Annotated in this window: 13 protein-coding genes; 3 read left to right on the top strand and 10 right to left on the bottom strand. The window is 67.7% G+C overall.

The features are described 5' to 3' along the window. Positions 1-98: 98 nt before the first annotated feature. Positions 99-1,481, top strand: coding sequence for an ATP-binding protein (locus WS57_RS34320; RefSeq protein WP_040128509.1), 1,383 nt, complete (start codon positions 99-101; stop codon positions 1,479-1,481). A gap of 13 nt (positions 1,482-1,494) precedes the next feature. Continuing rightward, positions 1,495-2,037 (top strand): response regulator transcription factor, encoded by a 543-nt coding sequence (locus WS57_RS34315; RefSeq protein ID WP_009690250.1) that lies wholly within the window; start codon positions 1,495-1,497, stop codon positions 2,035-2,037. Positions 2,038-2,129: 92 nt separating this feature from the next. Here the strand turns inward: WS57_RS34315 and hslU are convergent, their stop codons facing one another. The 9 genes from hslU to lpxL form a co-directional block, all read right to left on the bottom strand. Then, complete coding sequence (gene hslU, locus WS57_RS34310; protein WP_009690249.1) at positions 2,130-3,473, bottom strand: ATP-dependent protease ATPase subunit HslU; 1,344 nt, start codon at positions 3,471-3,473, stop codon at positions 2,130-2,132. Positions 3,474-3,483: 10 nt separating this feature from the next. Further along, positions 3,484-4,020, bottom strand: a complete 537-nt coding sequence (gene hslV, locus WS57_RS34305; protein WP_009690248.1) for an ATP-dependent protease subunit HslV — start codon at positions 4,018-4,020, stop codon at positions 3,484-3,486. A 239-nt stretch (positions 4,021-4,259) separates the two neighbouring features. Continuing rightward, on the bottom strand, positions 4,260-4,676 hold the full coding sequence (dksA, locus tag WS57_RS34300) for an RNA polymerase-binding protein DksA (RefSeq protein ID WP_009690247.1): 417 nt from the start codon (positions 4,674-4,676) through the stop codon (positions 4,260-4,262). A 481-nt stretch (positions 4,677-5,157) separates the two neighbouring features. Next, entirely contained in the window at positions 5,158-6,237 is a 1,080-nt protein-coding gene (locus WS57_RS34295) for a CobW family GTP-binding protein (RefSeq protein ID WP_040128507.1), read from the bottom strand. A 186-nt stretch (positions 6,238-6,423) separates the two neighbouring features. Then, on the bottom strand, positions 6,424-7,629 hold the full coding sequence (locus WS57_RS34290) for a class I SAM-dependent rRNA methyltransferase (protein ID WP_009690245.1): 1,206 nt from the start codon (positions 7,627-7,629) through the stop codon (positions 6,424-6,426). A 76-nt stretch (positions 7,630-7,705) separates the two neighbouring features. Beyond that, the gene (xerC, locus tag WS57_RS34285) at positions 7,706-8,626 is read right to left on the bottom strand and encodes a tyrosine recombinase XerC (RefSeq protein WP_040128505.1); all 921 of its coding nucleotides are present in this window, start codon (positions 8,624-8,626) and stop codon (positions 7,706-7,708) included. Positions 8,627-8,639: 13 nt separating this feature from the next. Then, entirely contained in the window at positions 8,640-9,365 is a 726-nt protein-coding gene (locus tag WS57_RS34280; protein WP_040128503.1) for a DUF484 family protein, read from the bottom strand. Positions 9,366-9,405: 40 nt separating this feature from the next. Beyond that, positions 9,406-10,275, bottom strand: a complete 870-nt coding sequence (gene dapF, locus WS57_RS34275; protein ID WP_009695247.1) for a diaminopimelate epimerase — start codon at positions 10,273-10,275, stop codon at positions 9,406-9,408. A gap of 121 nt (positions 10,276-10,396) precedes the next feature. Further along, on the bottom strand, positions 10,397-11,281 hold the full coding sequence (gene lpxL, locus WS57_RS34270; RefSeq protein WP_040128501.1) for a lauroyl acyltransferase LpxL: 885 nt from the start codon (positions 11,279-11,281) through the stop codon (positions 10,397-10,399). Between the two features lie 265 nt (positions 11,282-11,546). Between lpxL and metK the strand changes: the two genes are divergently transcribed. Continuing rightward, entirely contained in the window at positions 11,547-12,734 is a 1,188-nt protein-coding gene (metK, locus tag WS57_RS34265; RefSeq protein ID WP_040128500.1) for a methionine adenosyltransferase, read from the top strand. A 90-nt stretch (positions 12,735-12,824) separates the two neighbouring features. Here the strand turns inward: metK and WS57_RS34260 are convergent, their stop codons facing one another. Then, on the bottom strand, positions 12,825-13,166 hold the full coding sequence (locus tag WS57_RS34260; protein ID WP_040128499.1) for a hypothetical protein: 342 nt from the start codon (positions 13,164-13,166) through the stop codon (positions 12,825-12,827). Positions 13,167-13,357: the final 191 nt, after the last annotated feature.

Here is a 13,357-nt window from a genome sequence, read left to right as displayed (position 1 = left end):
TGCCGATGGCGCGTGCGCCGCGCCCGGCGGCCGCGCCGAATGCCGTCCCGATCCGGCCCTGATGGAGGTGGGGCGCGCTAAACGGGTAAACTGGCCGGATGCAACGAATTACCACCACCGGGCGCGTCAACCTCAGTCACCTGTTCTGGCTGCGCAATCTTGCGATCATCGGCCAGCTCGTGACGATCGGCGTCGTGCAGACCTATTTCGGCGTGCATCTGCCGTTGCCGGCGATGCTGATGGTGATCGCGCTCGAAATCGTTTTCAACGGGCTGACCTGGGTGCGCGTGCTGCGCGCGCGGCCCGAGACCAACTTCGAGCTGCTGGGCCAGCTGTGGGTCGACCTCGGCGCGCTGTCGGCGCTGCTGTTCCTGTCGGGCGGCACGACCAATCCGTTCGTGTCGCTGTACCTGCCGTCGCTGGCGATCGCGGCGGCCGTGCTGCCGTGGCACCTGATGATCTGGCTCGCGGCGTTCGCGGTCGCGTGCTATGCGGCGCTCGGCTTCGATTCGGTGCCGCTGAACATGGACAACCCGGCGAACCTGTTCGACTACTACCGCACCGGGATGTGGGTGAACTTCATGGTCAGCGTCGGGCTGATCGCGTGGTTCGTCGCGCGCATGTCGAATGCGCTGCGCCAGCGCGATTCGGCGCTCGGCGAAGCGCAGCAGCGGCTGCTGCGCGACGAGCGGGCGGTCGCGCTCGGCGTGCAGGCCGCGACGGTTGCGCACGAGATGGGCACGCCGCTGTCGACGATCGCGATGCTTGCCGAGGAGCTGCGCGACGCGGCGCGCGACGATCCGGGGCTCGCGCGCTACGAGGCCGACCTGAAGGTGCTCGAGGAACAGATGACGCTCTGCACGTCGGCGCTCGCGCGCCTGCGCAGCCGCGCGAGCGCGCCGGCGAGCCGCCAGCCGGTGGACGACTGGCTCGACACGTTCGTCGAGCACTGGCGCCTGCGGCATCCGCACGTGCGGTTCGAACTGCTCGGCGCGCGTCCGGCGGGCGTCGCGCTCGACGACACGGTCGCGGCCGGGCAGATCCTGACGATCCTGCTCGACAATGCGGCGCGGGCGAGCGCGCACCGCGTGACGCTTGCCGCGAAGGTCGCGCACGGCGACGCGGCCGACACGATCGAATTCGAGGTATGCGACGACGGGCCCGGCATTCCGGCCGCGCTGCGCGAATCGCTCGGCGCGATGCCGGTCGACAGCACGCAGGGCGGCCACGGCGTCGGCCTGTATCTCGCGTTCAGCGCGGCCGCGCGGCTGGGCGGCGAGATCGAACTGTCCGATGTGACGCCGCGCGCGGGCGCCAACGGGCGGGCCGGCGGCGCGCCGCACGGCCAGGCAGCGGCAGCGGCAGAGCGCACGCCGGGCACGCCGGACGGCCGCCCGCCCGCCTCCGGCCGCGGCACGCGCGCCGTGCTGCGCCTGCCGGTGGCGCGCATGGCCGCGCAGGCGGCCTCAACCAACACGTAGACGGAGAAAACCCATGAGCGACAACAATTTCCTGGTGATCGACGACAACGAGGTGTTCGCGGGCACGCTCGCGCGCGGCCTCGAGCGCCGCGGTTATGCGGTCCAGCAGGCGCACGACAAGGAGACGGCGCTCAGGCTCGCCGCGGCGGGCAAGTTCCAGTTCATCACCGTCGACCTCCACCTCGGCGAGGATTCGGGCCTGAGCCTGATCGCGCCGCTGTGCGACCTGCAGCCCGATGCGCGGATCCTCGTGCTGACCGGCTACGCGAGCATCGCGACCGCCGTGCAGGCCGTGAAGGAAGGCGCGGACAACTATCTGGCGAAGCCGGCGAACGTCGAGTCGATCCTGGCCGCGCTGCAGACCAATGCGAGCGAGGTGCAGGCCGACGAGGCGCTCGAGAACCCGGTCGTGCTGTCGGTCGACCGGCTCGAGTGGGAGCACATCCAGCGCGTGCTGGCCGAGAACAACAACAACATCTCGGCGACCGCGCGCGCGCTGAACATGCACCGCCGCACGCTGCAGCGCAAGCTCGCGAAGAAGCCGGTGCGGCAGTAACGGGGCGCGGCGGCGCGGCCGCAGGATCCGGACGCGGCAACGAAAACGGGCGGCCCGTCGGGCCGCCCGTTTCGCGTTCGATGCGTCGCGCGTTACAGCACGTAGCGCGACAGATCCTCGTCCTGCGACACTTCGCCGAGCGCACGGTCGACATACTTCGCGTCGATCGTCACGCGCTCGCCGGCGTGGTTGCCGGCCGAGAACGACACTTCCTCGAGCAGCTTCTCGATCACCGTGTACAGGCGGCGCGCGCCGATGTTCTCGGTCTTCTCGTTGACCGAATAGGCGATCTCGGCCAGGCGGCGGATGCCGTCTTCGGCGAATTCGAGCCCGACGTCCTCGGTCGCGAGCAGCGCCTGGTACTGCTTGACGAGGCTCGCGTCGGTGGCGACGAGGATCGCCTCGAAGTCCTTCACCGACAGCGAGTCGAGCTCGACGCGGATCGGAAAGCGCCCCTGCAGTTCGGGGATCAGGTCGCTCGGCTTCGCGAGGTGGAACGCGCCGCTCGCGATGAACAGGATGTGATCGGTCTTCACCATCCCGTACTTCGTGTTGACCGTCGTGCCTTCGACGAGCGGCAGCAGGTCGCGCTGCACGCCCTGGCGCGACACTTCGCCGCCGCTGCCTTCGTTGTTGCGCGACGTGATCTTGTCGATCTCGTCGAGGAACACGATGCCGTTCTGCTCGACGTTCTGCACGGCCTTCGTCTTGACTTCCTCGTCGTTGAGCATCTTCGCCGCTTCCTCGTCGGTCAGCAGCTTCAGCGCTTCCTTGATCTTCACCTTGCGGCGCTGCTTCTTGCCGCTGCCGAGGTTCGAGAACATCGAGCGGATCTGCTCGGTCATCTCTTCCATGCCCGGCGGCGCCATGATGTCCATGCCGACCGTCGGCTGCTCGAGGTCGAGCTCGATTTCCTTGTCGTCGAGCTGGCCTTCGCGCAGGCGCTTGCGGAAGGTCTGGCGCGTCGCGTTGTTGTCGTCGTTCGCGTGCTCGGCGTTGCCGCCGAAGCCGACCGCACGCGGCTGCGGCAGCAGGATGTCGAGGATGCGGTCCTCGGCCTGGTCGGTCGCCTTGCTGCGCACCTTGCGCATCTCGCTCTCGCGCGTCTGCTTGACCGAGATCTCGATCAGGTCGCGCACGATGCTGTCGACGTCGCGGCCGACGTAGCCCACTTCGGTGAACTTGGTCGCCTCGATCTTGATGAACGGCGCATCGGCGAGCTTCGCGAGGCGGCGCGCGATTTCGGTCTTGCCGACGCCCGTCGGCCCGATCATCAGGATGTTCTTCGGCGTGATTTCCTGGCGCAGCGGCTCGGCGACCTGCTGGCGGCGCCAGCGGTTGCGCAGCGCGACCGCGACGGCCTTCTTGGCCTTCGCCTGGCCGATGATGTGCTTGTCGAGTTCCGAGACGATCTCGGCAGGGGTCATGGTGCTCATGGTGCGGTCCTTACTCGATCGTTTCGATGATGCGGTTGTGGTTCGTGTAGATGCACATGTCGCCGGCGATCTCGAGCGACTTCTCGACGATGTCGCGCGGCGACAGCTCGGTGTTCTCGGCGAGCGCACGCGCCGCGGCCTGCGCATACGCGCCGCCCGAGCCGATCGCGCAGATGCCGCCTTCCGGGTCGAGCACGTCGCCGTTGCCGGTGATTACCAGCGTGGTGGTCGCATCGGCCGTGATCAGCATCGCCTCGAGGCGGCGCAGCATGCGGTCGGTGCGCCAGTCCTTCGCGAGCTCGACGGCCGCGCGGGTCAGGTTGCCCTGGTGCTTCTCGAGCTTCGCCTCGAAGCGGTCGAGCAGCGAGAACGCATCGGCGGTGCCGCCCGCGAATCCGACCAGAACCTGGTTGTTGTAGATCCGCCGCACTTTCCGCGCGCCACCCTTCATGACGATGTTGCCGAGCGTTACCTGGCCGTCGCCGCCGAGCGCGACCTTGTCGCCGCGCCGGACCGAAACGATGGTCGTGCCGTGAAATTGCTCCATCTGCGTTCCTTGAGAAAAACGGGGAAGAGGCGGCGGCGCCGGGCGCCGCCGCGTGAATCTCGCAGTGCGCCGGGGAGCGGCCCGGCGCGCGTCCGTTTCATTTTAGGGCGCACGCCGGGATATCAAGAGGTGGCTGGCAAATCGGCCGATGCCGGCGGGCGCCGGCGCCGAAAAACAAAAAGCGCGCGGCAGGCCGCGCGCTTTCGAAAAGCAGCGTGTCGGGGCGGAGCGCCGCCCGATCAGTCGCCGAACAGCTTCTGGCGCAGTTCGCGGCGCTCCTGCGCCTCGAGCGACAGCGTCGCGGTCGGACGCGCGAGCAGGCGCGGAATGCCGATCGGTTCGCCGGTTTCCTCACACCAGCCGTAGTCGCCGGACTCGATGCGGGCGAGCGACTGCTGAACCTTCTTGAGGAGCTTGCGCTCGCGATCGCGCGTGCGCAGTTCGAGCGCGTGCTCTTCCTCGATCGTCGCGCGGTCGGCGGGATCGGGCACGATCACCGTCTCGCGCAGGTTCTCGGTCGTCTGGCCGGCGTTCTTGAGGATGTCCGCCTGCAACTGTTCGAGCCGATTTTTGAAGAAGGCGAGCTGATCCTCATTCATGTAATCCTTGTCGCTCATCTTCAGGATTTCGGCTTCGGTCAAGAGTTTCTTCGTCATCTGCTTGCTTCTTCAATGTGCGGCAAATCGACAGATAGTGCCTGCACTTTGGGATTACCCGCAACTGCGCTTGCAATCATTTGCGATTTGCCGTTGCGGGGCCGAAAGCCTCTGGAAAACCGGTCCTCAAATACCAGGACGGGCCTGGCGCGGATTTGCGCGCGCGGCGAACCGGTGTGCGGCGCGGCAGATCGCATCGGCCGCTGCCGGTGGCGGATGGGCGATCCGGCGCGGTTGCGATGCCCGGACGATGGTTCAGCAAGAACCGGGCCTGTTGTTGCCGTACTCCAGCGGGCACGTATTGTAACTGAATCGCAAGCGTGCGCCGTATCGGGTCGATCCCCGTCGGCTGCGCCAATATCTTGAAAATATAACGCGCAAATCGCGAAAAAGCGATGACGCCAAAACCCTCCCCGGCCTGCGCCGCCGGCGGCGCCGCGACAGCGGCTGCCGGGGCGGCCGGGAAGGGGTGTGGCGCGCGTCAGGCCAGGCAGGCGTCGAGGCCGTCGGTGATCAGGTCCTGCGGCAGGTCGACACCGATGAACACCATCTTGTTGGTCTTCTTCTCGGCCGGCAGCCACTTCGCGGCGAGGTCGCTGCCCATCATCTGGTGCACGCCCTGGAACACGACCTTGCGATCGACGCCCTTCATGTACAGCACGCCCTTGTAGCGCAGCATCCGTTCGCCGTAGATCTGCAGGATGCCGCCGAGGAAGTCCTCCAGCTTGTTCGGGTCGAACGGGCGGTCGTTGCGGTACACGAACGACTTGATCTTGTCGTCGTGGTGCGCGTGGTGGTGATTGTGATGGCCGTGGCCGTGATCGTGCGCGCATTGACCGTGATCGTGGTCGCAGTCGGCATGGTCATGATCATGGTCGTGATCGTGGTGGTGGTGCGCGTGATCGTCCTCGGCGAGGAAGTCCGGATCGATCTCGAGCTTCGCGTTCAGGTTGAAGCCGCGCAGGTCGAAGATTTCCTTGATGTCGGCCTCGCCGAAGTTCACGAGCTTGATCGTGGCCTTCGGGTTCATGTGCATCAGGCGGTGCTTGAGGCCCGCGACGGTCTGGTCGTCGACCAGGTCCGACTTCGTGATGAACAGGCGATCGGCGAAGCCGACCTGGCGCTGCACCACTTCGTGCTCGTCGAGCTGCGCGTTCGCATGCTTCGCGTCGACGAGCGTGATGACCGCGTCGAGCAGGAAGTCGTCGGCGATTTCGCTGTCGATGAAGAACGTTTGCGCGACGGGGCCCGGGTTCGCGAGGCCGGTCGTCTCGATCACGATGCGGTCGAAGTCGAGCTTGCCTTCGCGCTTCTTCGCGGCGAGATCGCCGAGCGCACGTGCGAGGTCGCCGCGGATCGTGCAGCAGATGCAGCCGTTGCTCATCTGGATGATCTGCTCGTTCGTGTCCTGCACGAGGATCTCGTTGTCGATGTTCTCTTCGCCGAACTCGTTCTCGATCACGGCGATCTTCATGCCGTGCTGTTCGTTCAGGATGCGCTTGAGCAGCGTCGTCTTGCCGCTGCCGAGGAAGCCGGTGAGGATGGTGACGGGAGTGGCCATGTCGGTCGCCTGTGGTTCGTGAATCGGGGTCAAAACCAGGATGTGCAACGCGCCCGCGCGGGGCGCACAACCATCCATTGAAACATAACTGTCAAGCCCCCGCCGGTCGGCCAGGCGACAGGCAGGAGCGCCGATCCGCCAGCCGCGACGCAGCCGGCGGACGATCGCCCGCACAGATCGGGGCGATCAGACGATTTGCAACAGCAGGCCCTTCAGATATTCGCCTTCCGGGAACGCGGCGAGCAGCGGGTGATCGACGCCGGCGCCGAGCCGCTTCAGGATGCGCGCGTCGACTTTCGCGTCGGCCGCGGCGCCCGCGACGATCTTCTGGAACAGGTCCATGTCGATCGCGCCCGAGCACGAATAGGTGAACAGCAGGCCGCCCGGGCGCAGCAGCCGGAAGCCGCTCAGGTTGATGTCCTTGTACGCGCGCGCCGCGCGATCGACGCTGTCGCGCGTCGGCGCGAACTTCGGCGGGTCGAGCACGATCAGGTCGAAACGCTCGCCTTCGTCGACGAGACGGCGCAGCGTCTTGAACGCGTCGGCGTCGAGCCAGCTCGCGCGGGCCGCGTCGAAGCCGTTCGCCGCGACGTTCTGCTGCGCGAGCGCGAGCGCATCGCCCGACGAGTCGATCGACACGACGCGCTTCGCGCCGCCCTTGAGCGCCGCGAGCGAGAAGCCGCCCGTGTAGCAGAAGCAGTTCAGCACGTCGCGGTCGGCCGCGTACTGCGCGACGAGCGCGCGGTTGTCGCGCTGGTCGACGTAGAAGCCGGTCTTGTGGCCGTTCGGCACGTCGACGTGGTAGCGCACGCCGTTTTCGTTTGCGATCAGCGTCGCGGGCGGCGCGTCGCCGGCGAGCACGCCGGTCGTCTGTTCGAGTCCTTCCTTTTCGCGGATCGACACGTCCGAGCGCTCGTACACGTTCGGGCAGCCGGTCGCGCCGACCAGCGCGTTGACGATCGCGTCCTTCCACGCGTCGACGCCCGCGGCCATGAACTGGCAGACGAGCTGGCCGCGCGGCGTCGCGCCGGCGTCCTCGATGTAGTAGTCGACGATCAGGCCCGGCAGGCCGTCGGCCTCGCCGAACACCAGGCGCACCGCGCCGGTGTTCGACACCATCGTGTTGCGATGCGCGACCGCGCGCTGCACGCGCCGCTTGAAGAAGGCGTGGTCGATCGGCTCGTTCTCGTCGAAGCTCCAGACGCGCACGCGGATCTGCGATTGCGGGCTGTATGCGCCGCGCGCGAGGAAGCGGCCGTCGTGCGCGCGCACGATCACGGTCGCGCCGGGCGCGGGCTTGCCGTCGACGCGGTCGATCGCATTGGCGTAGATCCACGGATGGCGGCGCAGCAGCGATTTTTCCTTGGACGGCTTGAGGGTGACGGTTTGCATGGTGAGATCGAAATGGGCCGCGCGCGCGGCCGGTCGTGGCCGGTCGCCGCGCGCGGCGGGTAACACGGGAAGCGCGTCAGTCGCGCTTCTTTGCGCGCGGATGCGCGCTGTCGTAAATCTTCGCGAGATGCTGGAAGTCGAGCGACGTATACACCTGCGTCGCGGCGACGCTCGCATGGCCGAGCAGTTCCTGCACCGCACGCAGGTCGCCGCTGGACTGCAGCACGTGCGTCGCGAACGAATGGCGCAGCACGTGCGGATGGACGTGCGCGGGAATGCCGGCGGCGAGCGCCGCGCGCTTCACGCGCTCGCGCACGACGCCGGGCGCCATCCGGTTGCCGCGCACCGACAGGAACAGCGGATGCGGGTCGTGCTTCACGAACTCGCCGCGCACCGCGAGCCACGCGTTCAGCGCTTCGATCGCCTTGCGGCCGACCGGCACCTTGCGCTCCTTGTTGCCCTTGCCGCGCACGGTCACTTCGGCTTCGGCGAGATCGAGCCAGCCGGCCGAACGATAGCCGTCGGCCTGCGTGTACATCACGTCGAGCCCGATCAGCTCGGCCAGGCGCAGCCCCGACGAATAGAACAGCTCCAGGATCGCGTGATCGCGGATGCCTTCGGTCGTGCCGGCGAGCGGCGCTTCCATCAGCGTGGACGCATCGTCGACCGACAGCGCCTTCGGCAGCGTCTTCGGTCGCTTCGGCGCGCGCACCGCGGCGACCGGGTTCGCGGGCATCTCGACGTGCTGCGCGAGCCAGCGGTAGAACGCGCGCCACGCGGACAGCCGGTGCGAGATCGAGCGCGCCGACAGCCCGCCCGCATGCGCGCGCGCGACCGCGCCGCGCATGTCGGCGGCCGTCAGCGCTTCGAGCGGGCGGCCGGCCGCGAGCTTCTTCAGTTCGTCGAGTTCGTGCGTGTAGCCGCGCAGCGTGTGTTCCGACAGCTGCCTGACGTGCTTCAGGTTCGACAGGTAGGCGGCGATCGGATCGTCGGTCATCGCGGCGGCGCGCTCAGTGCGGCAGCAGGCGCGTGAGTGCGGCGCTCGCGAGCGTCGCGATCTGCGCGAGGAAGTCGGTGGCCATCGCGTCGTGGAAGCGGCGCGGGTCGGGCGAGCCGAGCACCAGCAGGCCGAACGCGGGCGCGTCCGGGCCGGCTTGCGGCGCGCGCAGTGCGAGCAGCGCGACCGATGCGGCCGAGCCGTCGCCGGCCGGCACGGCGTCGCCGCCTTCCGCCGCGTTCGCGGCCGGCGCGACAGCCGCGGGCGCGAGCCACTGGGCGGCCTCGAAGCCCGTGTTCGCGCCGCAGTACGGCGTCGCGAGCCCGTTCGCGAAGAGCCGCACTTCCTCGCCGACCTGGCGGGCGAACTCGGCCTGCGAGTAGGTTTCGGCGACGTCCCACACGCGCAGCGCGGTCTGCGGCACGTCGAACACGTCGGCGATGCCGTCGGCGATCGTGCGCGGCAGCGCATACGGATCGCGCTCGGCGATCACGCGGGAGGTCCAGCGGCTGAACTTCGCGGACAGGCTGTCGTTCTCGTGGCCGTAGCGCACGAGCTCGGCGAGGCGGCGTTCGAGATGCTTGTTCTTGTCGCGCAGCATCTCCATCTGCCGTTCCTGCAGCGAGATCGCGGCCTTGCCGTGCGGGTTCGCGAGGCGGATCGTCGCGAGCAGTTCGGCGTGCCGCGCGAAGAATTCGGGATTGGCGAGCAGGTAGTCGGCGACTTCGCGATCGTTCATGGGGCTGGCGCGTTCAGTGATTAACGAGGACGTTGAAGGGTTACACGTGCAGGTCGATCTCGCCTTCGAACACGGTCGTGGCGGGTCCGGCCATCATCAGCGCGGCGGTTTCGTCGCGCGCGCCGTCCCAGCTGATCGTCAGCGTGCCGCCGTGCGTGTGCACGGTCACCGGCGAATCGAGCAGCCCGCGGCGGATGCCGGCGGCGACCGCCGCACACGCGCCGGTGCCGCATGCGAGCGTTTCGCCCGCGCCGCGCTCGTACACGCGCAGCTTCACCTCGTGGCGCGACACGATCTGCATGAAGCCGGCGTTCACGCGCTGCGGGAAGCGCGCATGGCGCTCGATCAGCGGGCCTTCTTCGAGCACGGGATAGGCTTCGGCGTCGTCGACGACCTGCACCGCGTGCGGGTTGCCCATCGACACCGTCGTGATCCAGCGCGTGCGGCCGCCGACGTCGAGCGGCCAGAGCGTGTCGCGGCCTTCCGCGCGGCCCTCGAGGCCGGCGGCGTCGAACGGCACCTGGGCGGGCGCGAATACCGGCGCGCCCATGTCGACGACGACTTCACCGTTGTCCTGCATCGTCAGCGTGATCAGGCCCTTCATCACCTGCACGCGCACGCTGCGCCGGTCGGTCAGGCCGCGGTCGTTGACGAACTTCACGAAGCAGCGCGCGCCGTTGCCGCAGTGTTCGACTTCGCCGCCGTCGCAATTGAAGATCCGGTATTTGAAATCCGCCCCGTCGACGGTCGGCTTCTCGACGAGCAGCAGCTGGTCGGCGCCGATCCCGAAGTGTCGGTTGGCGAGCGCGCGCACCTGCGCTTCGGTGAGCGGCGGCAGCGCGCGCGAATAGCCGTCGAGCACGACGAAGTCGTTGCCCGCGCCGTGCATCTTGGTGAACGAGAGTTTCACAGGGTCCGGAATTCCATGGCGAACAAGGCGGCCGGTACGGCTGCGCCGTGCCGATCTCAGCCGTAAATGATACATGCAGCCGACAGGGGCGTCCCGCGCGGGCGCGGCTGCCGCCCGCGGCTCAGTAGAGGCTCGGCTCGCCGGGCGGGCGCGTCTTGAAGCGCTTGTGGACCCAGTAATACTGTTCGGGCATCAGCGGGATCTGTTCCTCGAGGAACGCGTTCATCCGCCGCGCGTCGAGGTCGTCGTCGCCGGTCGGGTAGTGATCCCACGGCTTGAACACCTTCAGGCGGTAGCCCTGGTAGTTTGGCAGCACCTCGCCGATGAACGGCACGACCTGCGCGCGGCCCGTCTTCGCGAGCCGGCCGACCGCCGTCAGCGTGCACGCGGGCACGCCGAAGAACGGCACGAACGTCGAGTTGCGCAGCCCGTAATCCATGTCGGCGCCGAGCATCACCGGCTTGCGGTCGCGCAGCCAGCGCAGCACGACGCGGGCGCTGTCCGCGCGGCCGACCATCTCGGCGTCGAAGCGGCCGCGCGCCTTTTTCGCTTCCTCCTCGAGCACTGCGTTCGAGAACGGCTGGTACAGCGAGCCGCAGCGGCGGTGCAGCGACCGGTTCAGCCAGATCGAGCCGGCTTCGATGCCGACGAAATGCAGGCCGAGGAACAGCGTCGGCGGCAGGTCGGGATCGTCGAGATCGACCGCGCTGTCGACCTGGATCAGCTTCGCGAGCTTCTTCTCTGAGCCGAACCACTGCACGCTGCGCTCGACGTAGCTGCGGATCGCATGGCGGAAATGCCGGCCCGCGACTTCCTCGCGGCGCGCGTCGCTCCAGTCGGGGAAGCAGAGTTTCAGATTGGTGTGTACGATGCGTTTTCGCCGGCTGGGGATCTGGTACAGCAGCCAGCCGAGACCATCGCCGAACCGTGCGGTCAGGCCGTACGGCAGCAGGGCGAGCAGTTTCAGCAAGCCGATGGCGAGGTGCGTGCCGAGACGACCTAGCATGCGAAACCTCCGTGGAACCGGCTGGCCGGCGCGTTGCGAACAAGGTGGTAAGACAGCGGAAGATGCAGCACGGGCGGCGCTCTGTGACAATTCAGGAAAGCCGCTATAATACGGGCTTCGCCGAGTTAACTGACAACTTGCGGGGCGAAGCCGGCTGGCGCGAAGCGCGCTGCCCGGTACTGGTAATCCGCTAAAGCGTCGCCGCTTCAGGCCGAAAGAAGCTGGCTACGTGAAACCGACCGTAACCATCAAGGAGCCTGAAAAAGTGGCAAACGATTATCTCTTCACGTCCGAATCCGTCTCCGAAGGCCATCCGGACAAAGTCGCGGACCAGATCTCGGACGCGATTCTCGACGCCATCCTCGAGCAGGACAAATACTCCCGCGTTGCCGCCGAAACGCTGTGCAACACGGGCCTCGTCGTGCTGGCCGGTGAAATCACCACGACGGCGAACATCGACTACATCCAGATCGCGCGCGACACGATCAAGCGCATCGGTTACGACAATACCGACTACGGCATCGACTACAAGGGTTGCGCGGTGCTCGTCGCTTACGACAAGCAGTCGCCGGACATCGCGCAGGGCGTCGACCGCGCGCATGACGACAACCTCGACCAGGGCGCGGGCGACCAGGGCCTGATGTTCGGCTATGCCTGCGACGAAACGCCGGAACTGATGCCGCTGCCGATCTACCTGTCGCACCGCCTCGTCGAGCGCCAGGCCAGCCTGCGCCGCGACGGCCGCCTGCAGTGGCTGCGCCCGGACGCGAAGTCGCAGGTGACGGTCCGCTACGTCGACGGTCGTCCCGACTCGATCGACACCGTCGTGCTGTCGACGCAGCATGCACCGGACATCGAGCTGCCGGCGCTGCGCGAAGCCGTGATCGAGGAAATCATCAAGCCGACGCTGCCGGCCGACCTGATCAAGGGCGACATCAAGTTCCTGGTGAACCCGACCGGCCGGTTCGTGATCGGCGGCCCGCAGGGCGACTGCGGCCTGACCGGCCGCAAGATCATCGTCGACACCTACGGCGGTGCCGCACCGCACGGCGGCGGCGCGTTCTCGGGCAAGGATCCGTCGAAGGTCGACCGTTCGGCCGCGTATGCGGGCCGTTACGTCGCGAAGAACATCGTCGCCGCGGGCCTCGCGTCGCGCGCGCTGATCCAGGTGTCGTACGCGATCGGCGTGGCCGAGCCGACCTCGGTGATGGTCAACACGTTCGGCACGGGCCGCGTGTCGGATGCGGTGATCACGAAGCTCGTGCGCGAGCATTTCGACCTGCGTCCGAAGGGCATCATCAAGATGCTCGACCTGCTGCGCCCGATCTACGAAAAGACCGCCGCTTACGGCCACTTCGGCCGCGAAGAGCCGGAATTCTCGTGGGAAGCGACCGACAAGGCGCTCGCGCTGGCCGAAGCGGCCGGTGTCGAGCCGACGGCACGCGTCGCGTAAGCGCCGTCCGCCCGAAACGAAAAACCCCGGCAATGCCGGGGTTTTTTATTGGGTTGCGATCCCGCGCCTGCGCGCGGGCGAGCGCAGCGCTCAGCGCGCGCCGAAGCCGAACCAGCCGTTGCTGGCGGCGAGACGCCGCGGGCGGTTCACGCGGCGCTGCGGGCCGAGCGTGCGGCGCAGCGCGAGCGCGCGCAGCGACGACGGCTTCTGCAGCAGCGAGCGCAGGCCCGCGCGGCGCGCGAACGCCTGCGTGCTCATCATCGAGAAAAAGGCGTGGAACCACGCACGGATGCCGTCGAGCCGGCCGAGCGCGTGCGTGCGCTCGGCGAGCGCCCGCGTGCGGGCGCGATGATGGCGCAGCGAGCGGGCGGGAGCCGACGGCACGACGCGCTTTGCAGCGCGGTTGAAACGGGAAGTCAGACGGAATGGCATGTGAACGATGCTTCGCTTGAATGGATGGCGCCCTTGAAGAACGCACTGGTATGAACGGCCTCGGAAAGCACAGTGCGTCCTGTCGAAACGCGCTGCGCGCCGCGCCCGCCGGAACCGACAGGCCGCGACAGGCTACAGGGGTTTCGTGACGGGCAAAAGTCGCGATAAACCCTTGTGCCACATGGTACGTG

This window comes from Burkholderia pseudomultivorans (assembly GCF_001718415.1).
Taxonomy (GTDB): Bacteria; Pseudomonadota; Gammaproteobacteria; order Burkholderiales; family Burkholderiaceae; genus Burkholderia; species Burkholderia pseudomultivorans_A.
The sequence above is the reverse complement of the archived record's forward strand: the minus strand, read 5'-3'. Positions and strand labels throughout refer to the sequence as shown.

Coding starts and splice junctions, on each gene's coding strand:
- WS57_RS34280 (WP_040128503.1), bottom strand. CDS start 9,365: ATGAACGATCGCGAAGTCGCCGACTACCTGCTCGCCAATCCCGAATTC.
- WS57_RS34290 (WP_009690245.1), bottom strand. CDS start 7,629: ATGCAAACCGTCACCCTCAAGCCGTCCAAGGAAAAATCGCTGCTGCGC.
- hslU (WP_009690249.1), bottom strand. CDS start 3,473: ATGAGCACCATGACCCCTGCCGAGATCGTCTCGGAACTCGACAAGCAC.
- WS57_RS34320 (WP_040128509.1), top strand. CDS start 99: ATGCAACGAATTACCACCACCGGGCGCGTCAACCTCAGTCACCTGTTC.
- WS57_RS34260 (WP_040128499.1), bottom strand. CDS start 13,166: ATGCCATTCCGTCTGACTTCCCGTTTCAACCGCGCTGCAAAGCGCGTC.
- dksA (WP_009690247.1), bottom strand. CDS start 4,676: ATGACGAAGAAACTCTTGACCGAAGCCGAAATCCTGAAGATGAGCGAC.
- WS57_RS34315 (WP_009690250.1), top strand. CDS start 1,495: ATGAGCGACAACAATTTCCTGGTGATCGACGACAACGAGGTGTTCGCG.
- WS57_RS34295 (WP_040128507.1), bottom strand. CDS start 6,237: ATGGCCACTCCCGTCACCATCCTCACCGGCTTCCTCGGCAGCGGCAAG.
- hslV (WP_009690248.1), bottom strand. CDS start 4,020: ATGGAGCAATTTCACGGCACGACCATCGTTTCGGTCCGGCGCGGCGAC.
- xerC (WP_040128505.1), bottom strand. CDS start 8,626: ATGACCGACGATCCGATCGCCGCCTACCTGTCGAACCTGAAGCACGTC.
- lpxL (WP_040128501.1), bottom strand. CDS start 11,281: ATGCTAGGTCGTCTCGGCACGCACCTCGCCATCGGCTTGCTGAAACTG.